This is a genomic window from Thauera sp. WH-1 (assembly GCF_047806685.1).
In the GTDB taxonomy this organism is placed as follows: domain Bacteria; phylum Pseudomonadota; class Gammaproteobacteria; order Burkholderiales; family Rhodocyclaceae; genus Thauera.
The window spans coordinates 1-23,077 of sequence record NZ_JBLQGP010000011.1 but is presented as its reverse complement, the minus strand read 5'-3'; the positions used below and the strand labels follow the sequence as shown (position 1 = coordinate 23,077).

The following is a 23,077-nucleotide window of genomic DNA, read 5'->3' as shown; positions in this document are numbered from 1 at the left end:
GCGCACCCGAGCGGGCGCGCTTTCTGGCAACCAGCGAGCAGATTACTCGATGATCTTGGCGACGACGCCGGCGCCGACGGTACGACCGCCTTCGCGGATCGCGAAGCGCAGACCTTCTTCCATGGCGATCGGGGCGATCAGCTTCACGGTGATCGACACGTTGTCGCCCGGCATGACCATCTCGGTACCTTCGGGCAGCTCGATCGAGCCGGTCACGTCGGTGGTACGGAAGTAGAACTGCGGACGGTAGTTGTTGAAGAACGGGGTGTGACGGCCGCCCTCTTCCTTCGACAGCACATACACCTCACCGGTGAAGTGGGTGTGCGGCTTGATCGAACCCGGCTTGCACAGCACCTGGCCGCGCTCGACGTCTTCACGCTTGGTGCCGCGCAGCAGCACGCCCACGTTGTCGCCCGCCTGGCCCTGGTCGAGCAGCTTGCGGAACATTTCAACGCCGGTGCAGGTGGTCTTGACCGTGGGCTTGATGCCGACGATCTCGATTTCCTCGCCAACCTTGACGATGCCGCGCTCGACACGACCGGTCACCACGGTGCCGCGGCCCGAGATCGAGAACACGTCCTCGATCGGCAGCAGGAAGGGCTTGTCGATCGCACGCTCCGGCGTCGGGATGTAGCTGTCGAGCGCCTCGGCCAGGCGGAAGATCGCCGGCTCGCCGATGTCGGACTGGTCGCCCTCGAGCGCCTTCAGCGCCGAACCCTTGATGATCGGCACGTCGTCGCCCGGGAAGTCGTACTTCGACAGCAGCTCGCGCACTTCCATCTCGACCAGCTCGAGCAGCTCTTCGTCGTCGACCATGTCGCACTTGTTCAGGAAGACGATGATGTAGGGCACGCCCACCTGACGGGCCAGCAAGATGTGCTCGCGCGTCTGCGGCATCGGACCATCGGCGGCCGAGCACACCAGGATCGCGCCGTCCATCTGCGCCGCACCGGTAATCATGTTCTTCACGTAGTCGGCGTGACCCGGGCAGTCCACGTGCGCGTAGTGACGATTCGCGGTCTCGTACTCGACGTGCGCGGTGTTGATGGTGATGCCACGCGCCTTTTCTTCCGGCGCCGCGTCGATCTGGTCGTAGGCCTTGGCCTCGCCGCCGAACTTCTTCGTCAGCACGGTCGTGATCGCTGCAGTCAGCGTCGTCTTGCCATGGTCAACGTGGCCAATCGTGCCAACGTTCACGTGCGGCTTCGTCCGCTCAAACTTACCCTTAGCCATATCGCTATCCTTAAAATCAGAACCAGAAAAACCAGTGCGGCAGCCAATCGAATCGGCCGCCGCGCCAGGCCAGGCAGAAAATGAGTGGTGCCCATGACGTGGATTGAACACGTGGCCTCTCCCTTACCAAGGGAGTGCTCTACCACTGAGCTACATGGGCTCCGAAACAGTACAAACGCAGCACATCTGGAGCGGGTGAAGGGAATCGAACCCTCGTCATAAGCTTGGAAGGCTTCTGCTCTACCATTGAGCTACACCCGCACTTACCACGCCGCAGCAAACTGCAGTCGATTCACTACAACCGCTTTCGCCGACCGCACACTCAGCGCGACACGACGACAATGTATCTGGTGGAGGGAGAAGGATTCGAACCTTCGAAGGCTGAGCCGTCAGATTTACAGTCTGATCCCGTTGACCGCTTGGGTATCCCTCCGTCGGGAAGCCCCGCACTATAGTGTCTCGAAATTGGCCTGTCAAATACTTTCTGCGACAGTCCGCGTCATCTGCCATGCGCGACAAGGCGGACAGTGAAACGGGCAGCGCCAGACCCGAGGGCGCGGCCCTATCATGACGGCACTCACCGCGACCGTCTTCAGACGATCGGGCCACCGCAGCTTCTGCCCCCACACCGCATCCTGCCAGACTCGAGCCTGCCATGGCGCCTGCCCTCAAAGCCCTGCTCGCCCAGGGTGCCGGCCTTGCCGGCGCCTTCCTCCTCGCCCGCAGCGGCGCCTTGAACGGGCTATGGCCGCTCGTGGTCGCCCAGGCGACGCTGGCCGCCCTGGTTGCGGTCTTGCTGCGCAGCGACCGCTGGTGGCTGCCCATTCACCTCGGCTTCCTTCCGCTCGTTGTGGCAGCGCAGCGGCTCGCACTGCACCCGGGCTGGTACCTGCTGGCCTTCATCGCGCTTGCCCTCACCTATTGGACAAGCTTTCGCAGCCAGGTGCCGCTTTACCTGAGCAATCGTGACACGGCGCGGGCCGTGCTCGCGCTGCTCCCCGCCAGGTCGGCACGGCTGCTGGACATTGGCGCAGGCACCGGCTCGCTGCTGCGGCCACTGGCACGGTCGCGCCCCGACTGTCAGTTCACCGGCGTCGAGCTGGCGCCTGCGAGCTGGCTGCTCGGGCGTTTGCTGACGCACCGACTCGCCAATCTGCAATGGCGGCGGGGTGACCTGTTCGCTGAGCCATGGGGCGACTACGATGTGGTGTATGCCTTCCTGTCACCGGTGCCGATGGCCGCGGTGTGGAACAAGGCCCGGGCCGAAATGCGCCCAGGCAGCCTGCTGTTGAGCAACAGCTTCCCTGTTCCCGGCTGCGAACCGGCGTTCGTCGTCGAAGTCGGAGACCGACGTCGCACGCAGCTCTACGCCTACCGGATCGCGCCGGCCACGGCCACCTGAGGCGCCCGGCCGATGGACGGAAATGGCGGCATGAAAGCCCGCTTTTCGCGCGCTCGCAGCTGTCGGCCGCACCGGATAATGCCTGCCACGCGCTGATTTGCGAGTGCAAAGCTGAGGACTGAGGATTCATGGCTGAGATCATCTGCGTGATCGGCAACAAGGGCGGGACCGGCAAGACCACGCTCTCCCACATGCTGTGCCAGGGACTGGGGCTGCTCGGCCAACGCGCGGCCTGCGTGCTCACCGACACGTCGCGCGAACCGCTGATTCCCGCTGGGCGCCGCTATGTGATCGCCGATGCACGCACGCGCGACGCGCTGACCAAGATCGTGGACAAGCTGCGCACGCTGGAGGACTGGATCGGCGTCATCGACGGCGGCGGCAACCGCACCGAGATGGACCGCAAGCTCTACGCCCTGTCCGACATCGTGCTGCTACCCTTCCGCGAGTCGCACGAGGATATCCGCACCGTGCTGCGCGACCTCGAGATGTTCCCGCGCGCCTACGCCGTACCCACGCAGTGGCCACACAACGCCTGGCAGCGCGAAGCCGCCGACCGCAGCGTGGCGCAATGGATGGGGGCCTATCGTCATCGCATCCTGCGTCCGGTCAATGCGCTTTCGTCTTCCAAGCTGTTGCTGCAGAAACAGCTTCCCGAGCACTTGCCAACGCCGCTGGCGAACGCCTGTCGCGCGATCGCGCGCCAGGTGCTTGAGGTGCTGGAAATCGACTTCATTGACGACGGGCAGGAGTACGAGGTGGAAGAGGCGGTCGAACGCCTGCCCGCAGCCGACATGCCGCTACGCCTGACGCAGGGCGTTCGGCGCTCGCACTGAAGAAGCGCCGCGCAGGCTACAGGCGGGTGCCGCTGCGCGCCAGCGCAACCAGCGCCTGGGCCCGATTGGCCACGCCCAGCGCGCGGAAGATGGCGGTCATGTGGACCTTGACCGTTCCCTCGGACAAGCCCAGCAGATCGGCAATCTCACGATTCGTCCGCCCACTGGCGAGCAGTTCCAGCACCCGGCCCTGGGCAGCGGTCAGGACAAAGTCGGCAGCCACCTGCGCGGGGGCGTGCGCCGGGGCCGCGGATCGCGTCGGCGGGTCCATGGGCATGCCGCCCTCGAGCACGCTGCGCACGGTCTGCAGCAACACCTCGCTCGAGCTGGACTTGGATACGAAACCCGAGGCGCCGGCCTTGATCGCGCGTTGCACCGAGGCCTCGTCGTCCATGGCGGAGACCACGATCGCCGGCATGTCGGGAAAGCGCTTGGCGAGGATCGCCAGGAGCGAGAAGCCGTTCATCTCGGGCAGCATCAGGTCGATGATCGCGAGATCCAGATCCCCATCCTGCTGGAGCCGCGCAAGCGCCTCGTCGGCACTCGCCGCCTCGATGCAGCACACCGCCTCGCCGAGGCGCGCCAAGGCCTGGGCCATGGCCTCACGCACCAGCGCATGGTCCTCAACGATCAGAATCTTGGTCAACACGCGCTCCGCAACGTTTCTGGTACCGCTCGCCATGCAGGGCGCGCAGGATAGCATGCGAGATCCGTGAGACCCTATGCCGCACCGGGGAAACAGCGGACAATCCGAGCCCCTACCCTCTCCACGCCATGTCACGTCCTGCTCCTGCCCGGCTCGCCGCGCCGCGCCCCGCTGCGATCGGCGCGCGTGGGCGACCACCCGGTCGCGCACCGCTGTCGCGACCAGCCCTTGCGCGACCCTCTGCTCACCGCGCTTCGACTGAACGAGGACACGGGTCATGATCGAACGCTGGGGCGTACGCGCCCGCGTGACCTTTGTCGCCTTCGTGCCGATGGTGGTGCTGGCCGCGCTGACGACGGCCACCCATACCAGCTTGCGCCTGTCCGACCTGGACGAAGCGCTGGTCGCCCGCGCCCAGGCGCATACTCGCCAGTTGGCGGCGGCGAGCGAATATGCGGTGTTCTCCGGCGACCAGGAGTCCCTGCACCAGCTCAGCAGCGCACTGCTGCTCGAAGACGACATCGCCTCGGTCTCCATCCTCGACCCCGACGGCAAGGTGCTGGCGCAAGCGGGGCGATCGCCGGATACGCGAGCGGACGATGCAGACGCCACGAGCTCGGGCATGGCGGCGGCGGGCTCGCGGCACTGGCTTCGCATCGTCGAGCCGATCCGCTACAGCCCGCTCGCGACCGACCCGACCAATGAGCTTGGCATGGGCGACGGCGCCGCCACGTCGCCAGCACTCGGCACCGTGGTCGTCGAGGTGTCCCTCGCCCGCATCCACGACCGTCGCGCCCAGCTGCTGTGGATTGGCGCGGGCTGGATGCTGGTGGTGGCGCTGGGCAGCCTGCTCTTCGCGCGTGCCATGAGCCGCACCGTGAGCGGCCCGATCCGCAGCGTCGCCGAGACGGTGGCACGCATTGGCCAGGGCCAGTTGCACGAGCGCGTCCACATTCGCGAAGGGGGCAGCCTGCGCATGCTGGCCGAGGGCGTGAACGAGATGGCGGAACGCCTGACTGACGCCCACGCCTCGATGTCGCGCCGGATCGAGGAGGCCACGGCGGAGCTGCGCGCGCGCAAGGACGAAGCCGAGCGGGCGAACCTCGCCAAGTCGCGCTTTCTCGCCGCCGCCAGCCACGACCTGCGCCAGCCCCTGCACGCACTCGGCCTGTTCCTGTCCGAGCTCCAGCAACAGGCGCTCGACGCCCGGAGCCGGCAGATCACCGAGCGCATCGGCGCGTCGGCAGAGGCGATGGAGAACCTGCTCGACGGCCTGCTCGACATCTCCCGCCTCGACGCCGGCGTGCTGAAGCCGGTGCCGTGCAGTTTCGACCTGCAGGCCGTGCTCGAACGCGTCGTCGCCGGCCATTCGCCCAGCGCCGAGGCGCGCGGCCTTCGCCTCAGGCTGCGCTGTGCGCCCTGCTGGGTCTATAGCGATCCGCATCTGTTCGAACGCATCATCTCCAATCTCGTCAGCAATGCGATCCGCTACACGCCCGCCGGCAGCGTGCTGGTCGCCTGCCGGCGGCATCAGACGCAACTGCGCGTGGAAGTGCGCGACAGTGGCCTCGGTATTGCAGAGGACGCGCAGCACATCATCTTCCAGGAGTTCGTCCAGCTCGATAACGTCGAGCGCGCGCGCGACAAGGGGCTCGGCCTTGGCCTGGCGATCGTGCGTCGCCTCGTCGACCTGCTCGGCCTTCGCCTCGAGCTGCGCTCGGCCCCGGGCCGCGGCTCGATGTTCGCCGTCACCCTGCCGCGCGGCGAACCGCCCAGCCCGCTCGGGATCGAGGAGAACGCACGCGCCCTCGGACGCTTCGACGGTTTGCGCGTGGCCCTGGTCGATGACGACCCCTTGGCCTGCAGGGCGATGCACGACCTGCTGTCGAGCTGGGGCTGCGCGGTGATCAGCGCGGCCAGCGCGGACGAGCTGATCGCCCAGCTCGAGGGCGGGGCGATCCCGGACATCCTGCTCACCGACCTGCGCCTGCGCGGCGCCTGTGACGGCCTCACCCTGATCGAACGCGTCCACGCCCGACCGGCCACCCGTCGCCTGCCGGCGATCGTCGCCAGTGGCGAGATCGCCAGCGAGACGCTGGCGCGCATCCACGCCAGCGGCGTGCAATTGCTGCACAAGCCGGTGCGCCCCGCACGCCTGCGCGCACTGATGCACCGCCTGTTGTCGGCCTCCCCGGCCGCCGGCGCGACCGACGACGCATGCCGAGCATGAGCAACGCACAGCAAGCCCAGCGCATCGGGTAATATCCGCGCACATCCTTCAATCAGCCGGGAGTCACGCGATGTCGCAGGATCAGAATGCCCAGGACCCACTCGAGTTCGTGCGTGGCATGTGGAGCAGCATGGGCTTTTCGCTGCCGGGCATGGTGACGCCGACGCTGGATGTGGATGAGCTCGACAAGCGCATTGCCGACATGAAGGCGGTCGAAGGCTGGCTGAAGATGAACCTGAACATGCTCCAGATGAGCACCCAGGGGCTGGAGATGCAGCGCGCCGCGATCGCCGCAGTCAAGGCCATGAGCCAGCATGCGCAAGGGGGCGAAGCGCCGAGCGCCGATCCGGCGGCCAACCCCTTCGCCGCCGCCGCCTCGATGTGGCCGTGGAACATGATGAACACCCAGCCGGCCGGCGAATCGCAGTCTGCCGCGGCAGAAGCCGCGGCCAAGGCGACCAGCCGCGGCGGGCGGCGCAAGGCCCCCGCCGACAAGTAAATCGGGCCGCCCCTGCGCGCCGGGCTGGCTCAGATCACGCCGGCCGCGCGCAGACGGGCAAGCTCCCCGCTCCCCACCCCCAGCGCAGCGAGAATCGCCTCGCTGTCCTCCCCTACGCGCGCAGGCGCCGACCTGGGCGTCGTCCACGCCATGCGGTCCATCTGCACCGGCGGCCCGAACTGGCGGATACCGCCGACGTCCACCACCATGTTGCGCGCGCGAAGCTGGGCATCATCCAGGCTTTCCTCCAGCCGCAACACCGGCGTGACGCAGCAATCGACGCGGTCGAACACTTCGACCCAGCACTGCTGGCTGCGGCTGCCGAAGATCGCCTCGAGCTCGGCCCGCACCTGCGCCCCGGCCTCGCCGCGGGCGAGATGGCCGGGTTTCAGATCGGGCCGGCCCAGGGTGTCGCACAGCAGGTGCCAGAACTTTTCCTCCAGCGCCCCCACCGCCATGTGCCGCCCGTCGGCGGTCTCATAGACGCCATAGCAGGGCACGCCGCCGCTCACCAGGTCCTCGCCGCGTGGGGGCGCGCGCCCCGTGGCCAGGACCTCGGCCAGCGGAAAGATCGCATGGGCGAACGCCGCGTCAGTCATCGACACGTCCACATGGCGGCCCCGTCCGCTGCGCTGCGCATCGAACAAGGCGACCATGATGCCCATCACCGCCGCCATCGTACCCCCGAGCAGATCACCGATCTGCAGATTCGGCAGCACCGGCGGGCCGCCTGCAGCACCGATCTGGTCGAGCACGCCGGCGTAGCCGATGTAGTTGATGTCGTGGCCCGCGCGCTCGGCATAGGGGCCGGTCTGGCCATAGCCGGTGATGCTGCACAGAACCACGCGCGGATTGCGCGCGGCGAGCACGGCGTAGCCAAGCCCGAGGCGATCCATCACGCCGGGGCGAAAGCCCTCGACCACCACATCGACGCCTTCGATCAGGCGCAGGAACAAGGCCTTGCCCTCGGCCTGCTTGAGGTCCAGCCGCAGGCTGCGCTTGTTGCGGTTGACGACCTGGTAGAAATAACTGGTGTCGCCGCCCATCGCCCCCATGCTGCGGGCGTAGTCCCCGGCGCCGGTGTCCTCGACCTTGATGACCTCGGCCCCGTAGTCAGCCAGATGCTGGGTCGCGAGCGGCCCCGGCAGCAGACGGGTGAGGTCGAGAATGCGCACGCCCTCGAGCGGACGGCGCTCAGCGTGAGTCGCTGCTTGCATGCATGCTCCCGATGCTGGCAGCGCGCACGCTCCGCGCCGGCCCGCGAGCGGGGAGCCCGGTCAGCGCAGCGGTGCGCCCGCCTTTTGATTACTCATAAACCCGCACGTCGTCGATGACCTTGCCGTCGTTGGCGAGCGCCCCGGACGGCAGGAAGGCAACCTCGCCGCGCAGCTTGGTCAGCTCCCGGATGCTGGTGGCGATCGCACCGGCCAGGGTCTCGCTGCCGCCACCGGCCACCTCGCACATCAATGTCATGCGGTCGTTGAGGTCGGGATTATCCACCACCAGGCGGGCGCGGGTGATCTCCGGATGACGGCGCACCACCTGCGCGATCTGCCCGGGATGCACGAACATGCCCTTGACCTTGGTGGTCTGGTCGGCACGCCCCATCCAGCCCCTGATGCGCAGGTTGCTGCGGCCGCAGGGTGAGGCGCCCGGCAGCACCGCCGACAGGTCGCCGGTGCCGAAGCGGATCAGCGGGTAGTCGGGATTGAAGGTGGTGACCACCACCTCGCCCACCTCCCCCACCTCGACTGGGTCGGCGGTGCCGGGACGGACGATCTCGAGCACGATGTCCTCGTCGACTACCAAGCCCTCACGCGCTGGCGTTTCATACGCGATGAGCCCGATGTCGGCGGTCGCGTAGGCCTGGAAGGCCTGGATGCCGCGCGCGGCAAAGGCCTCGCGCATGCTCGGCGGGAAGGCCTCGCCGGACACGAAGGCCTTGGTGAAGGCGACGGCAACGCCCATCTCATCGCCCTTGTCGAGCAGGATGCGCAGGAAGGATGGCGTGCCCACGTAGGCGTTCGGCTGCAGGTCCGCAATCGCCGCCAGTTGCTGCTCGGTCTGGCCTACACCAGCCGGGAACACCGTGCAGCCCAGTGCATGAGCGGCGGTCTCCATCATCGAACCGGCCGGCGTGAAGTGATAGGAGAAGGTATTGTGCACCAGGTCGCCGGCACGAAAGCCGGCCGCGTGCAGCGCACGTGCCAGGCGGTAGTAGTCGGGTCGGGCCCCCTCGGGCTCGTACAGCGGCCCCGGCGAGGCGAACACGCGCCGGCAACCCTGGCCCCAGCCCACCGCCGCGAAGCCGCCGAAGGGGCGCGCCGCCTTCTGGCGCTCGAGCAGCTCGGACTTGCGCGTCACCGGCAGCGTGGCCAGGGCCTCGCGGCTGACGATGCTGTCGGGATCGACGTCCTCAAGCAATTTGGCGAATGCGGGGGCGTTCGCCTTTGCATGGGCGATCTGGCCGGGCAGGCGCGCAAGCAGCTCGCGTTCGCGCACGGCGGGGTCGAGGGTTTCGCGGTGGTCGTGAAAATTCATGTCGGCATCCTTGCGCGATCCGGTATCGAGGAGGTACGGCGCTGACGCGCCCGGCGACTCAGCTCAGCCAGCGCTTGCGGCGACGGTAGTGCTTGACGTCACGGAAGCTCTTGCGCCCTTCGCCCGACAGGCCGAGGTAGAACTCCTTGACGTCCTCGTTGGTCGCCAGGTCCTTGGCGGCACCTTCCATCACGATGCGGCCGTTTTCCATGATGTAGCCGAAGTCGGCATAGCGCAGCGCGACCATGGTGTTCTGTTCGGCGAGCAGGAAGCTCACCTTTTCCTTGGTGTTGAGGTCCTTGACGATCTCGAACACCTCCTCGACGATCAGCGGTGCCAGGCCCATCGAGGGCTCGTCGAGCAGCACCAGCTTGGGCTTGGCCATCAGCGCACGACCGATCGCGCACATCTGCTGCTCGCCACCCGAGGTGTAGGCCGCCTGGCTGTTGCGGCGCGTCTTCAGGCGCGGGAAGTAGTTGTAGACCTTTTCCAGCGTCTCTTCGACCGCGGCCTTGCCGTCGGTGCGGGTGTAGGCGCCGGTGCGCAGGTTCTCCTCGATGGTGAGGTGGCCGAAGCAGTGGCGCCCCTCCATGACCTGAACGACACCGCGCTTGACGAGGTCTGCGGGCGTCATCGCGTCAACGCGTTCGCCGTTGTACTCCACCGAACCCTTGGTCACCTCGCCACGCTCGCCCTTGAGCAGGCTGCTGACCGCACGCAGGGTGGTGGTCTTGCCCGCGCCGTTGCCACCGAGCAGGGCGACGATGCTGCCCTCCTGAACCGATAGCGACACGCCCTTGAGGACGAGGATCACGTGGTTGTAGATCACCTCGACGTTATTGACGCTGAGGAAGGCTGAATTGGGTGCGTTCATCTTCGATTCCACGGCAAGGCCGCCACGCCCGAGGGCGCGGCGGCATGTTTCAACTTACTCCGCGCACTGCTCGGCGGTACGGCGCTGAATGCCCTTCTCGGTGGCGTAGCGGGTGGCGGCGTCGTTCACCATCGGGCCGAGCACCGACGCATCGGCCTCATACCAGTCGGAGCTGAACTCCCACTTGCCGCCATCCCAGGTGTGTACCCGCGCCCAGGCCGCGCCCATGTGGTCGTTGCACGAGGTCTTGACCGGGCGCATCACCCCCTCGAAACCCATCGCGTCGAGCCTGGCCTGATCGAGGTTGAGATTCTCCAGGCCCCAGCGCACCTGCTCGCCGGTCATGACCTTGCCCTTGCCGTAGCGCTCCTGCGCCGCCGCCACGCCCTCGACACCGAGCATGGCCGAGATCAGGCCACGCATGTAGAGCACCGAACCGACCTCGTCCTTCGGCCCGGTCCCCTGGCCCTTGTCGTGCACCAGGGCGAGCACGTCCTTCACCACCTTGCTGTTGGGCTCGGCACCGTGCTGCAGGGCGAGCGCGCTGTAACCCTTGGCGCCGGCACCGACATCCTTGACATCGGGTTCCGCGCCCGCCCACCAGATGCCGAGCATCTTGTCGCGCGGATAGCCGGTGGCCTGAGCCTCCTTGATCGCCGTGGAGTTCATCACACCCCAGCCCCACAGCAGCACATGGTCCGGGCGGTCGCGGCGGATCTGCAGCCAGGTGGCCTTCTGCTCGACCCCCGGGTGGGCGACCGGCAGCAACTGGAGGTCGAAACCGTGCATCTTGGCGCGCTCCTGCAGCAGCGGGATCGGCTCCTTGCCGAAGGGGCTGTCGTGGTAGACCAGCGCGATCTTCTTGCCATTGAGCTTGTCGAGCCCGCCCATCTGCTTGGCGATATGCTGAATGGCGACGTCGGCGCCGACCCAGTAGGTGCCCAGCAGGGGGAAGTTCCAGGTGAACACCGTGCCGTCCTGCGACTCGCTGCGACCGTAGCCGGAAGTAATCAGCGGAATCTTGTCCACCGGGGCCTTTTCCGTCATGGCAAAGGTCACGCCAGTCGACAGCGGCTGGAACACGGTGGCGCCCTTGCCCTTCAGGCGCTCGTAGCACTCGACACCGCGGTCGGTGGCGTAGCCGAACTCGCACTCCTCAAAGGAGAGCTTGACGCCATTGATGCCGCCTTGGGCATTGACCAGCTTTAGATAGTCGACGTAGCCGTTGGCCCAGGGGTTGCCGTTGGCGGCATAGGCGCCGGTGCGATAGACCAGCACCGGGAAGAACTGCTCGGACGCCTGGGCGTGGGCGGCGGGGGTGAACATGGCGGACGACAGGCCCACCGAGGCGATGGCGGCCGCGAGGGCCAGGGTGCGGAATTTCATGAGTCTCCTCCTTATGATTGCTTCATGGGCACTGCGAAAAATGGGCGCTGCATCAGTGCGGGAACGGCCACAGGCGCAGCTTCTGCTTGGCGATCGACCACAGGCGGGCGAGGCCATGGGGCTCGACGATCAGGAAGAAGATGATCAGCGAACCAAAGATGATGAGTTCGGCGTGAGAGATGCCGGCGGTCGACACCGTGATACCGAACAGGCCGCCCAGGAAGGGCAGGAATTGGTTGAGGAAGATCGGCAGGATCACGATGAAGGCGGCGCCGAAGAAGCTGCCCATGATCGAGCCCATGCCGCCGATGATGACCATGAACAGCAGCTGGAAGGAGCGATCGACCGAGAACGCTGCCGGCTCCCACGAGCCCAGGTGCACGAAGCCCCACAGCGCGCCGGCGACGCCGACGACGAAGGAACTCACCGCGAAGGCCGACAGCTTGGCGAACATCGGGCGGATGCCGATGACTTCGGCAGCCACGTCCATGTCGCGGATTGCCATCCACTGGCGACCGATGCTGGCGCGGGTCATGTTCTTGGCCAGCAGCGCGAACACCACCACGAAGACCAGGCAGAACAGGTACTTCTCTGCCGGCGTGTTGATGACCCAGCCAAAGGCTTCCAGCTTGGCCACCGACACCGAGCCCGAGGCCGAGTAGTTGGTGAACCAGCCGATGCGCAGGAAGGCCCAGTCGCACAGGAACTGCGCCGCCAGCGTCGCCACCGCCAGGTAGAGGCCGCGCACGCGCAGGCTGGGAATGCCGAACAGGATGCCGAAGGCCGCGGCCGCGGCACCGCCCAGCAGCATCGCCAGCACCAGCGGCATGCCGTCGATGCGCACCATGAAGTTGTAGGCCGCATAGGCGCCGATCGCCATGAAGGCGCCCGCCCCCAGGGTGATCTGGCCGCAGTAGCCCACCAGCAGGTTCACCCCCAGCGCCGCCAGCGACAGCACCAGGAAGGGGATGAGCACCGCACGGAACAGGTACTCGTCGGCCAGCATCGGCACGCCGATGGCAGCGAAGGCGATCAGGCCGAGGACGAACCACTTGTCCTGGGCGATCGTGAAGATCTGTTGGTCGGCCAGGTAGCTCGTCTTGAACTGGCCATTCTCACGATAAATCACTGTTCTCTCTCCCGGTCAGACGCGGTTGATGATCTTTTCGCCGAACAGACCCTGCGGCCGGAACAGCAGCACGATGAGTGCCATCACGTAGGCGAACCAGATCTCGATGCCGCCGCCGACGTAGGGTCCGAGATAGACCTCGGACAACTTCTCGCCGACGCCGATGATCAGGCCGCCGACGATCGCGCCCGGCACCGAGGTCAGGCCGCCGAGGATCACCACCGGCAGCGCGCGCAGCGCCACGGTGACGAGGGAGAACTGCACGCCCATCTTCGAGCCCCAGATGATGCCCGCCACCAGCGCCACCAGGCCGGCCACGCACCACACGATCACCCAGGTCTTGTTGAGCGGGATGCCCACCGACTGCGCCGCCTGGTGGTCATCGGCCACCGCCCGCAGCGCCCGGCCCACCGCGGTCTTCTGGAAGAACACGGTGAGGCCGGCGACCAGCACCGCCGCCAGCGCCGCGGCGATGAAGTCTTCCTTGTTGATCATGACGCCGCCTTCGATCAGGCCCTCGAACATGATCACAGGGTCCTTCGGCATGCCGACGTTGATCGAGTAGATCTCGCTGCCGAAGAAGGTCTGGCCCAGGCCCTCGAGCACGTAGGCGATGCCCAGCGTCACCATCAGCAGGGTCGCACCTTCCTGGTTGACCAGCTTGCGCAGCACGAAGCGCTCCACCGTCCACGCCACGGCGAACATCACGATGCCCGCGCCGATGATGCCGATCACGTTGGCGAGGAACAGACTGTCGCCGCCCAGCGCCGCGTTCGACCACTCGGAGAAGCGTGCCATCGCCAGCGCGGCGACCAGCACCATCGCCCCCTGGGCAAAGTTGAACACCCCGGAAGCCTTGAAGATGAGCACGAAGCCCAGGGCGACCAGCGAGTACAGCATGCCGGTCATCAGGCCGCCCAACATCGTTTCGATAAAGAATCCCATGTCCCGCTCCGCTCAGTGACCGCTGCCCAGATAGGCGTTGATGACGTCCTGGTTGTTGCGCACCTCGTCAGGCGTGCCGTCGCCGATCTTCTTGCCGTAGTCCAGCACCACCACACGGTCGGAGATGTCCATCACCACCCCCATGTCGTGCTCGATCAGCACGATCGTGGTGCCGAACTGGTCGCTGATGTCGAGGATGAAGCGGCACATGTCCTGCTTCTCCTCGACGTTCATGCCCGCCATCGGCTCGTCGAGCAGCAGGATCTGCGGCTCCATCGCCAGCGCGCGGCCAAGATCGACGCGCTTCTGCAGACCGTAGGGCAGCGCGCCCACCGGCGTCTTGCGGATGTGCTGGATCTCTAGGAAGTCGACGATCTCCTCGACCTTGGCGCGGTGCGCGATCTCCTCGTTGCGTGCGGCGCCGATCCACAGCGCCTGCTGGAAGAGGTTGCACTTCATCTTCAGATTGCGGCCGGTCATGATGTTGTCCAGCACGCTCATGCCCTTGAACAGCGCGATGTTCTGGAAGGTGCGCGCGATGCCCTGCTGGGCCGCCATGTGCGGCTCCATCTTCTTGCGCTCCTGGCCGCGGAACATGATTCTGCCTTCCTGCGGGTGATACACCCCGTTGATCACGTTCAGCATCGAGCTCTTGCCGGCGCCGTTGGGGCCGATGATGGCGCGCACCTCGTGCTCGCGGATGTTGAAGCTGATGTCGGTCAGCGCCTTCACCCCGCCAAAGCGCAGCGAGATGTTCTGCAGGTCGAGGATCACGTCGCCGAACTGGCGCCCCGCCTGAGCCGCGGGCGCGGCATTGCTTGCAGTCGTCATTGTCTCGTCTCTCCTCACGCGGCCTGCTTGCCGGCCTGCGGCGCGAAGGTCTTGACCTCCTCGATGCGCAGATCGGCGGACACCTTGGCGGTGCGACCGTCTTCGTACTTGACCTGGGTCTCGATGAACTGGCTCTTCCTGCCTTCGAACATGGCGTCGATCAGCGCGCCGTACTTCTCGGCGATGAAGTTGCGCCGCACCTTGCGCGTACGGGTGAGCTCGCCGTCATCGGCATCGAGCTCCTTGTGCAGGATCAGGAAGCGCTTGATCTGCGAGCCACTCATGTTGGGGTCCTTGGCGAGATCGGCATTGACCTTCTCGACGCAGTCGCGGATGAGGTCGTACACCGCCGACTGCTGGGCCAGATCGGCATAGCCGGAGTAGGCCATGCCCTTCTTCTCGGCCCAGTTGCCCACCGCCTCGAGATCGATGTTGATGAAGGCGGTGACAAACGCCTTGCCGTTGCCGAAGGTGACCGCCTCCTTGATGTGCTGGAAGAACTTGAGCTTGTTCTCGATGTAGTTGGGCGCGAACATCGTGCCGTCGGCCATCTTGCCGACGTCCTTGGCGCGGTCGATGATCTTCAGGTGGCCGTCCTCGTCGAAGAAGCCCGCGTCGCCGGTCATGAAGTAGCCTTCGGCGTTGATCGACTCGGCGGTGGCGTCCGGGCGCTTGTAGTAGGCCTTGAGCAGCATCGGCCCCTTGACCAGGATCTCGCCGTTGTCGGCGAGCTTGACCTCGACGAAGGGTGCCGGCTTGCCGACCGAATCGAGCTTGATCTGGCCGTCGGGCTGCAGGCACACATAGGCGCAGGTCTCGGTCTGGCCGTAGAGCTGCTTGAGGTTGATGCCGATCGAACGATAGAAGCGGAAGAGGTCGGGGCCGATCGCCGCGCCCGCGGTGTAGGCGACGCGGATGCGGCTCATGCCGAGCACGTTCTTGAGCGGGCCATACACCAGCAGGTTGCCGAGCCAGTACTGGAAGCGGTCGCCGCCCGACACCGGCTTGCCGTCGAGGATGTCGGCCCCGCAGCGGCGGGCGACATCCATGAAGTGACTGAAGATCTTGCGCTTGAGGGCGCCGGCGTCCTCCATGCGGATCATCACCTGGGTGAGCAGGTTCTCGAACACGCGCGGCGGGGCGAAGTAATAGGTCGGACCGATCTCGCGCAGGTCGTTCATGACCGTCTCGCCCGATTCGGGGCAATTGATCGTGAAGCCCGCCACCATGGCCTGGGCGAAGGAGAACAGGTGATCGCCCACCCAGGCCATCGGCAGGTAGGACAGGATGTCCTCCCGGTCGGTGAGCTTGTCGAACTGCATGCCGCCACGCGCCGCGGCGATGAAGGCGCCATGGGTCTGGCACACGCCCTTGGGCTTGCCGGTGGTGCCCGAGGTGTACAGCATGATCGAGATGTCATCCGACGCCCCCTTGGCGATCTCGCCATCGAGGAAGTCCGACTGGTTGCGGTCGTGGATGCGCCCCATCTCCTGCAGCTCGTCCAGCCCCATCAGCAGGGTCTGGGTGTAATGCCGCATGCCGCGCGCATCATCGTAGATCACATGCTCGAGCAGCGGCGCCTCGGGCTGGATCTCGAGCATCTTGTCGACCTGCTCCTGGTCCTCGACGATGGCGAACTTGATCTCGGCGTCCTGCAGCACATAGACCATCTCCTGCGCGACGGCGTCCTGGTACATCATCACCGGGATGCCGCCCAGGCACTGGCAGGCGGCGACCGACCAGTACAGGCGCGGCCGGTTGTCGCCGACGATGGCAAGGCGGTCGCCGCGCTTGAAGCCCAGCTGCGCCAGGCCGCAGGCGATTGCCCGCACGTTTTCCGCCACCTGCGCCCAGCTGTAGGTCTGCCAGATCCCGTAGGCCTTCTCGCGCATCGCCGGCTGCTGCGGCCGGGCTTTCGCGTGGTGCATCAGGTAGCGCGGAAACGTATCCAGACCGCCTTCTGCACCCTGCCCGTGGATATCGGACCTGTCCTTGCCTGCGTCCATTCCACACTCCTCCTTCGGTTTTTGTCCTGTCTGTCTCGACACCCGGCCACTGTTGTGCGTTGTACGGCCGGGCGGGACGCAAAGCTGCGCCCGATTCAGTTCAGGATGGAGTGTGACAAGCCACTTTTGCGCAACTGTTTGTGGAATGTACTGAATTGTTGCAGGTGGCGCGCGGGGCGAGATCCGCCCGCGGGCTCAGGCGGGAAACGCGAAGCGGTACTGGCACTTGCCGCTTCTCTTGGCCTCGTACATCGCCCCGTCTGCACGCCGCAACAGCTCTGCGAGCTGCGCGGGCGGATAGTGAGTGTAGGCCACCCCGACGCTGGCCCCGATCGTGACCAGTACGCCATCGCTCACCGTGAACGGCTGAGCGAGCAGGTCGACCAGCTTGCCGGCAATCTGACGCGCCATCGAGATCGAGTTCAGACGCTCGAGCAGGACGACAAACTCGTCGCCACCGATCCGCGCGACCTTGTCGCTGCGGCGTACGATGGATTCGACGCGACGGGCGACCAGTTTCAGGAGCTCGTCACCCGCTTCGTGCCCGTGGGTGTCGTTGACGGTCTTGAAGCCATCGAGATCGAGCATCAGCAGGCACAGCCCGGCCGACTCGCGGCTTTCCCGTGCAGCGGCACCATAGACTTTCTCCACACCTCGACGGTTGAGGAGGCCGGTCAGGGCATCGCGCTCGGCCTGGGTGCGCGCCAGTGCCTCGGCACGCTTGCGCTCGGTCACATCGTTGATGATCCCCTGCAGCATGTTGGGCGAGCCTTCGAGCGGATTGAGCACGACATTCAGCCAGCGCACGTAGCCACTCGAATCGCGACACTCGAAATCAGCGCCCGGCAGCGGGCGCCCCTGCGCCGCTTCACCGAGCATGTGAGCGAAGAGCCCCTCGGCGTCGACGAAATGCTCACCGAGGATGAAACGACCTTCACGGTCGTCGCGCATGGGCAGGTTGAGCACCCTTGCCAGCCAGGGATTCCAGTCCGACAGGCGGCCCTCGGCATCGATCGTGAACAGGCCGGTCTCGGCATTGTGGAAGATCAGCCGCCACTTGCGCTCGGCCGCCGCGTGCAGCTCACGCGCCCGCCGCTCGCTGACGAGGCTGAGGGCCATGCGGTCGATCAAGCCATTGATGTCCCCGGCCAGGCGGCCGATCTCGTCATGCTCGTGGCCGCGCGGCGCCGGCACGTGCGCCCCGCCCTCGGCATCGAGTCGATGCAGATCGTCGGACAGCGTCCAGATTGGTCGCGTGACGCCGCGCGTCACGACCCAGCTCACACCCAAGGTAATCAGCACGACCTCGATTGCAAGAATGAACGCCATGAAGCGCGAATAATTTGCGGCGTCGCGGGCGATGAGCTCGACTGCCGGCACGATGCGAAGCTGGCCGATGACCTCGCTGTCGTCAAAGGGCGAATGCAGGGGCTGGCTCAGGACAGGAGTCTGGCGCAAGCGCATGGGGCTCGCATCGAGCCCGCCCGCGACCGCGAGGACGATGCCGTTGTCTTCGATCACCGCCTGCGCGATGCTGCGGTTGTTCAACAGACCGATCACCACCTCGGTCGCAAGCTGGACGTCACCGGCGAAGGCGGCCACGCTGGCGGCGCGCTCGACGGTCGACATCAGCTCGACCACCGCGCCATTGAGACGGTCGCGCTCGGTCCGCTCGATCAAGACCGCACTGAACCAGGCCACGACGACGCCGATCACGCCACCGAAGAGCAGGATGAGCAGCGTGGCGCGGACTGCCAGCCCGCGCCGCGCAGGCGGTGGCGGAGCCACGGGGGCCACCGCCTGCGCGGCGATACCTTTCAGATCAGGGCCCAAGACGCATCACCACCCTGGCACGAGGATCGAGTTGGTCGGCCCGAACGAAGGCGATCGCGCTGCGGCTGTCGAGCACCATTTCGATCGCCTCCTGCGCACTTGCCACACGCAGGGGCGGCTGGGTGCGCCCGGAGAACTGCAGACGGGCCCAGTAGGCGTTGATCTCGGCCAGATTGCGTCCGACCAGGCGCTCGTAGAAGACGGCGCGCAAAGGCTCGACATCAACGACGGTCACTCGCTCACCCGACGGCAGTTGCCGCAGGCGGCCCAGGAAGATGTGGCTGGCCTGCTGTCGACTGAGTTCGCCGATGCTGCTTTGCGGATGGGTCACGACCACCAGTTCGTCGGCAAGCGCATCCTTACCCACGACAGCAAGCAGCGACACCATGCAGATGATGAAAAATCGATACATGGCAGGCCTCTCAGAACACGAAGTCGATCGTGGCTGAGAACAGCGTCATTCCGCGCGGACCTGTCCTGAAACCCCTGTCGTCGAGCAGGGACGATGAACGCTTGGCTTCGATGCGGTCCACTTGCAGCTTGAAGGCCGCGTTGTCGGCGAAGTCGTAGCGAACGCCGGCTCCGACTGTGTATTGGTCGTGTCGAGTGTATTCGTGAATGAGACTCCATGCGCCCCTCAAGGGCTCGAACATGGCCCCTGCTGGCAGTGTCAGTGCGCGCTCCCGAGGGTCGATAATGCTGCGCGAGTAGGTCGCGTAGGGCTTCCAGACCCCCATACGGTACGCTGCCGTGGCACCGACCCCCCAACCATCAAAGCCAGGATAGACGGTCATCGACATGTCGGTACCCATGACTTGCAGCGCGAACGGCCCGCGCTCCCATCCAACTCCCGCACCGAAGTAACTGACGCGGTAGCTGCCAACAATCTCGTCTGCGCGCTCGCCAGCCTGCGGAATACCGAGCGTCGCGACCTGACGCAGAACGTCGCGCAACGGTGCCTGGATATCCCGCCGAGTCGCGACCATGCTGCCCCAGGACAGCTTCAGGCTCCATTCCGGGCCCATCCAGTCCAGGGTCGCACCAAAGGTTCTCCCGAGCGGGACAGCGTGCTCCTCACCGTTCAGGAACACCGAACCTCGGGTTCGCCCTCCGAAGAGTTTGAACCGAAGCAGGTTGTCCCCCGCGATGCGCTGGAAGACCGCATCCCCCCCATCGAAGGTGTCATACGTCAGCCGGCCATACACATCCGCGTAGGGCCTCACCGTGGTGTAGCTGTAGCCGACATGGCGTGAGTCGCCATCGAGATAGATATCCACCGCCATCCGGCCAACACGAAACTCCGACCAATCGTTGGGCGCGTACTTGACGAAGCCCCAGGTCAGTTGCGGCGTCCACTTGCGGTCGATGTCCTGGCGGCTCACGATCTGGCCCATGACCGACCAGTTGCCATCGATCTGGCCATTGAGTTGCAGGCCGAGCAGGCTGTCGACCCGGGTCTCCAAATGACCGCTGCGCGCGCCGCCGCGCTGGTCGACGCTGCGCCTGAAGAGCGTGTCGTCCTCATCGTGGTAAGCCACACCGAGCGTGCCGAAGCCGCTCACGGACCAAACCGGCGGCAGGGCGCGATCGGCCACGACGGGCTCCGCCGCGAAGCAGGACAGGCTCGCACCCAGGATCGAGGTCCCGAGTGCCGCGAGTAATCTGGTTTTCACACAGGGAATCCGGAATTCGTTCTTGTTTTTGATGTTTTTAATTATTTTGTCCATACTGCGCCGCATTTGCAATTAGTAACCGATTATTGTGGTTGCTGAACATGACGTGGATCACAAAAGGGGATTCGCGCGGCCCGAATGCTGCACGATTCGCGCTAGACTGGCGCGCGGATCTCTACCCGTAATGGGCGCCTTTATGGCGCCCCGCGATCAGGAAGCTTCGTCGATGGAACGCAAGGCCTTCACCAAACCCGTTCATGTCACGACCTGGATGGCCGTCTTCCTCGCCCTCGTCGCCCTGCTCGCCGCCGCACTCGTTCCCCAGCTCAAGCATGCCTTCCTCGCCAATGCCGCCTTCAATGGCGTCATCCTGTTCGTGCTGGCGATCGGCATCGCGGTCAATCTGCGCCAGGTCTGGCGGCTGCAGCGCGAGGTGCTGTGGATCGAGGACTTCCAGCACGCCGAGCCGAACAGTCCCCCCAGCGGGCTGCGCCCGGTCCTGCTCGCACCGATGGCGCGCCTGCTGTCCACGCGCCAGCGCGGCAAGTTCAACCTCTCGCCCACTTCCACCCGCTCCATCCTCGACAGCGTGCAGATCCGCCTCGAGGAGCAGCGCGACCTGTCGCGCTACCTGATCGGCCTGCTGATCTTTCTCGGCCTGCTCGGTACCTTCTGGGGCCTGCTGGTCACCATCCGCTCGATCGGCGAGATCATCGGCAACATGAGCGTCGGCACCGATCCGGTGGCGATGTTCGAAGCGCTCAAGACCAAGCTCGACGAACCGCTCGGCGGCATGGCAACGAGCTTCTCGACCTCGCTGTTCGGTCTGGCCGGCTCGCTCATCGTGGGCTTTCTCGACCTGCAGTCCGGTCACGCGCAGAACCGCTTCTACAACGAGCTGGAAGAATGGCTGTCGCACATGACCAAGCTGCCCTCGGGCGTCGGCGTCGAAGCCGAGGGCAACGTGCCCGCCTACGTCCAGGCCCTGCTCGAGCAAACCGCCGAGAGCATCGAGCGCATGCAGCGCTCGGCTGCCGAGTCCGAACGCGAACGCCGCGCCACCGCCGAGCATCTGGGCGAACTCAACAATCAGCTCGGCCGCCTCGCCGACCTCATCACCCGCGAGTCGCGCGACCTGTCGACGCTGTCGGCCTCGCAGGACGATCTGCGCGGCCTGATTCGCCAGCTCGCCCAGCAACCCGCACAAGGCGCGCAGTTCTCGGAGGATCTGCGCGCCGAGCTGCGCCTGCTGTCGCGCACCATCGCCGCCGCACTCGGCGGCCAGGGCAGCCACAAGGCGGATTGAACCATGGCCCGTCTCGCCCGCCGCCGGCCGATGGACTTCTGGCCCGGCTTCGTCGACGCCCTCGCCTCACTGCTGATGGTGCTGGTGTTCGTCATCCTGATCTTCGTCATCGGCCAGTTCGTGCTCGCCGACGCGGTGAGCGGGCGCGACCGCGCGCTGGCCCAGCTCAACGCCGAACTCGCCGCCCTCGCCCAGACCCTGAGTCTGGAGAAGTCCGCCCGCGAGCGTGCCGACCTGCAGGTTGGCGAGCTGAGCGCCTCCCTCACCGCCTCCGAGCGCGAGCGCGAGGCCCTGTCCACCGAGTTGCTGACCGCTCGCGACGAGCTCCACGCCGCGCAGGACGACGCCCGGGCCCAACGCGAGGAAGCCGCCCGACTCACTGCCGACATCGCGGCGCTGCAGCGCCTGAAGGCCGAGCTCGAGGCCGAGGCGGCCAGGCTTGCCAGTGCACTCGACGACAGCGAGCGCGGCCTCAAGGAGCAGGCCGAGATGTCGGCCGCCGCGATCGCCCAGGTCGAACTCCTCAACCGTCAGCTCGCCGCGGTGCGCGAGCAGCTCGAACAGCTCAACGCAGCGCTCGCCACCGCCGAACTCGCCGCACGCGAGAAGGACCTCAAGATCGAGGAGCTGGGCCGCGAGCTCAACCTCGCGCTGGCGGCGCGGGTGCAGGAGCTCGCCCGCTACCGCTCCGAATTCTTCGGTCGCCTGCAGGCCGTGCTCGGCGAGCGCAAGGACATCCAGATCGTCGGCGACCGCTTCGTGTTCTCGAGCGAGGTGCTGTTCCCCACTGCGTCCGACGAGGTCAGCGCCGAGGGCATGATCCAGCTCACCCGCCTGGCAGAGACGCTGAAGGCGCTGTCCGCCGAGATCCCGGCCGACCTGCCCTGGGTCCTGCAGGTCGATGGCCACACCGACCGCCGGCCGATCGCCACCGCGCGCTTCCCGTCGAACTGGGAGCTATCCACCGCGCGTGCGCTCGCCATCGTCAAGTTCCTGCGTACCCAGGGCATTCCGCCCGAGCGCCTGGCCGCCACCGGCTATGGTGAGTTCCACCCCCTGGATGCACGCGGCACCGAGGACGCCTACGCGCGCAACCGGCGCATCGAGCTCAAGCTCACCAGCCGCTGAGCGCGCGGGCCTGCTCAGCGCCGCCCGGCGGGGTCCCGGGCGACGCTGTCCTGAGGACGTGCAGCCTGCTCCAGATCCTTCACCACCACCGACAGCGCCTCGGTGGAGATCAGCACCTCGATCAGCGACAGCACAAGCGACAGCGCAAGCGTCAGGATGCTGGCGCCGAACATGAGCTGCCCCGTCGTCTGCGCCTCCATGAAGAGCGCGAACATTGACAGCGCGCACAACAGGAAGCTGAGCACCCCGAAGCTCTGCATGTACTGGGTCAGCACGATCCGTCGCTTCAGTCCGGGCAGCTGCCCCTGCACCAGGGGCGCGGTGCGATCGAGCGAGGCTGCGAGCTGGCGCACCACCTGGGCGAGGGTCAGGAACCGGTTGGTGTAGGCGAGCAGCAGCAAGGAGATCGCCGGGAACAGCAGTGCAGGCGTGGTGAGGTTCATGAGGGCAAGGGGAAGGCTGAGCAGCCCCCATTTTCGCCTGCGCGGAGCGTGATGCCGCAAATCGGGATAGGGGCGGTCAGCCTACCTGACCGTTCCCCTCCCACACCACCCGGCATGCGGGTCCGCACCGGGCGGT

The 23,077-nt window shown here is 66.3% G+C and carries 20 protein-coding genes and 3 tRNA genes; 6 read left to right on the top strand and 17 right to left on the bottom strand.

All coding sequences use genetic code 11. The features are described 5' to 3' along the window. Positions 1 to 42 precede the first annotated feature (42 nt). The 4 genes from tuf to ACMV5O_RS11890 all read right to left on the bottom strand — a co-directional run bounded on the left by tuf (position 43) and on the right by ACMV5O_RS11890 (position 1,666). Entirely contained in the window at positions 43 to 1,233 is a 1,191-nt protein-coding gene (tuf, locus tag ACMV5O_RS11905) for an elongation factor Tu (protein ID WP_416163677.1), read from the bottom strand. A gap of 85 nt (positions 1,234 to 1,318) precedes the next feature. Beyond that, positions 1,319 to 1,393, bottom strand: a tRNA-Thr gene (locus tag ACMV5O_RS11900). Between the two features lie 27 nt (positions 1,394 to 1,420). Continuing rightward, positions 1,421 to 1,494, bottom strand: a tRNA-Gly gene (locus ACMV5O_RS11895). An 87-nt stretch (positions 1,495 to 1,581) separates the two neighbouring features. Then, positions 1,582 to 1,666 (bottom strand) — tRNA-Tyr (locus ACMV5O_RS11890). A gap of 222 nt (positions 1,667 to 1,888) precedes the next feature. Between ACMV5O_RS11890 and ACMV5O_RS11885 the strand changes: the two genes are divergently transcribed. Both ACMV5O_RS11885 and ACMV5O_RS11880 read left to right on the top strand, forming a co-directional pair. Beyond that, positions 1,889 to 2,635 carry a class I SAM-dependent methyltransferase gene (locus tag ACMV5O_RS11885; protein ID WP_416163676.1) on the top strand — a complete coding sequence of 249 codons (747 nt, stop codon included), beginning with the start codon at positions 1,889 to 1,891 and terminating at the stop codon, positions 2,633 to 2,635. A gap of 128 nt (positions 2,636 to 2,763) precedes the next feature. Beyond that, a complete protein-coding gene (locus ACMV5O_RS11880) occupies positions 2,764 to 3,471 on the top strand; it encodes a hypothetical protein (protein ID WP_416163675.1) in 708 nt (235 codons plus the stop codon). Between the two features lie 16 nt (positions 3,472 to 3,487). Here the strand turns inward: ACMV5O_RS11880 and ACMV5O_RS11875 are convergent, their stop codons facing one another. Further along, entirely contained in the window at positions 3,488 to 4,117 is a 630-nt protein-coding gene (locus tag ACMV5O_RS11875) for a response regulator (protein WP_416163674.1), read from the bottom strand. A gap of 277 nt (positions 4,118 to 4,394) precedes the next feature. On the opposite strand from ACMV5O_RS11875, the gene ACMV5O_RS11870 reads away from it, so the two are divergent. Both ACMV5O_RS11870 and ACMV5O_RS11865 read left to right on the top strand, forming a co-directional pair. After that, positions 4,395 to 6,347: an ATP-binding protein gene (locus ACMV5O_RS11870; RefSeq protein ID WP_416163673.1), complete on the top strand. Its 1,953-nt coding sequence runs from the start codon at positions 4,395 to 4,397 to the stop codon at positions 6,345 to 6,347. A gap of 70 nt (positions 6,348 to 6,417) precedes the next feature. Further along, complete coding sequence (locus ACMV5O_RS11865; RefSeq protein WP_416163672.1) at positions 6,418 to 6,846, top strand: PhaM family polyhydroxyalkanoate granule multifunctional regulatory protein; 429 nt, start codon at positions 6,418 to 6,420, stop codon at positions 6,844 to 6,846. Between the two features lie 29 nt (positions 6,847 to 6,875). On the opposite strand, the gene ACMV5O_RS11860 is transcribed toward ACMV5O_RS11865, so the two are convergent. The 11 genes from ACMV5O_RS11860 to ACMV5O_RS11810 all read right to left on the bottom strand — a co-directional run bounded on the left by ACMV5O_RS11860 (position 6,876) and on the right by ACMV5O_RS11810 (position 20,118). Further along, entirely contained in the window at positions 6,876 to 8,063 is a 1,188-nt protein-coding gene (locus tag ACMV5O_RS11860; RefSeq protein WP_416163671.1) for a CaiB/BaiF CoA transferase family protein, read from the bottom strand. A gap of 88 nt (positions 8,064 to 8,151) precedes the next feature. Beyond that, positions 8,152 to 9,387, bottom strand: a complete 1,236-nt coding sequence (locus tag ACMV5O_RS11855) for a phenylacetate--CoA ligase family protein (RefSeq protein ID WP_416163670.1) — start codon at positions 9,385 to 9,387, stop codon at positions 8,152 to 8,154. 58 nt (positions 9,388 to 9,445) lie between these two features. Continuing rightward, a complete protein-coding gene (locus ACMV5O_RS11850) occupies positions 9,446 to 10,261 on the bottom strand; it encodes an ABC transporter ATP-binding protein (RefSeq protein ID WP_416163669.1) in 816 nt (271 codons plus the stop codon). Between the two features lie 54 nt (positions 10,262 to 10,315). Then, a complete protein-coding gene (locus ACMV5O_RS11845) occupies positions 10,316 to 11,647 on the bottom strand; it encodes an ABC transporter substrate-binding protein (protein ID WP_416163668.1) in 1,332 nt (443 codons plus the stop codon). Positions 11,648 to 11,699: 52 nt separating this feature from the next. Then, complete coding sequence (locus ACMV5O_RS11840; RefSeq protein WP_416163667.1) at positions 11,700 to 12,776, bottom strand: branched-chain amino acid ABC transporter permease; 1,077 nt, start codon at positions 12,774 to 12,776, stop codon at positions 11,700 to 11,702. Positions 12,777 to 12,791: 15 nt separating this feature from the next. Next, positions 12,792 to 13,721, bottom strand: coding sequence for a branched-chain amino acid ABC transporter permease (locus ACMV5O_RS11835; RefSeq protein WP_324537428.1), 930 nt, complete (start codon positions 13,719 to 13,721; stop codon positions 12,792 to 12,794). Between the two features lie 12 nt (positions 13,722 to 13,733). Further along, the gene (locus ACMV5O_RS11830; protein WP_416163666.1) at positions 13,734 to 14,552 is read right to left on the bottom strand and encodes an ABC transporter ATP-binding protein; all 819 of its coding nucleotides are present in this window, start codon (positions 14,550 to 14,552) and stop codon (positions 13,734 to 13,736) included. Between the two features lie 14 nt (positions 14,553 to 14,566). Continuing rightward, positions 14,567 to 16,558 (bottom strand): AMP-dependent synthetase/ligase, encoded by a 1,992-nt coding sequence (locus tag ACMV5O_RS11825; RefSeq protein WP_416163665.1) that lies wholly within the window; start codon positions 16,556 to 16,558, stop codon positions 14,567 to 14,569. A 195-nt stretch (positions 16,559 to 16,753) separates the two neighbouring features. Continuing rightward, entirely contained in the window at positions 16,754 to 18,346 is a 1,593-nt protein-coding gene (locus ACMV5O_RS11820) for a diguanylate cyclase (protein WP_416163664.1), read from the bottom strand. 34 nt (positions 18,347 to 18,380) lie between these two features. Next, positions 18,381 to 18,803 carry a hypothetical protein gene (locus tag ACMV5O_RS11815; protein ID WP_416163663.1) on the bottom strand — a complete coding sequence of 141 codons (423 nt, stop codon included), beginning with the start codon at positions 18,801 to 18,803 and terminating at the stop codon, positions 18,381 to 18,383. Positions 18,804 to 18,813: 10 nt separating this feature from the next. After that, positions 18,814 to 20,118, bottom strand: coding sequence for a signal protein (locus ACMV5O_RS11810; protein WP_416163662.1), 1,305 nt, complete (start codon positions 20,116 to 20,118; stop codon positions 18,814 to 18,816). A 172-nt stretch (positions 20,119 to 20,290) separates the two neighbouring features. Between ACMV5O_RS11810 and ACMV5O_RS11805 the strand changes: the two genes are divergently transcribed. Then, positions 20,291 to 21,370, top strand: a complete 1,080-nt coding sequence (locus ACMV5O_RS11805) for a flagellar motor protein MotA (protein ID WP_324537439.1) — start codon at positions 20,291 to 20,293, stop codon at positions 21,368 to 21,370. A 3-nt stretch (positions 21,371 to 21,373) separates the two neighbouring features. After that, complete coding sequence (locus ACMV5O_RS11800; RefSeq protein ID WP_416163661.1) at positions 21,374 to 22,498, top strand: peptidoglycan -binding protein; 1,125 nt, start codon at positions 21,374 to 21,376, stop codon at positions 22,496 to 22,498. A 14-nt stretch (positions 22,499 to 22,512) separates the two neighbouring features. Here ACMV5O_RS11800 and ACMV5O_RS11795 read toward each other — a convergent pair whose 3' ends face one another. Continuing rightward, entirely contained in the window at positions 22,513 to 22,941 is a 429-nt protein-coding gene (locus ACMV5O_RS11795) for a DUF2721 domain-containing protein (RefSeq protein WP_416163660.1), read from the bottom strand. Between the last annotated feature and the right edge of the window lie 136 nt (positions 22,942 to 23,077).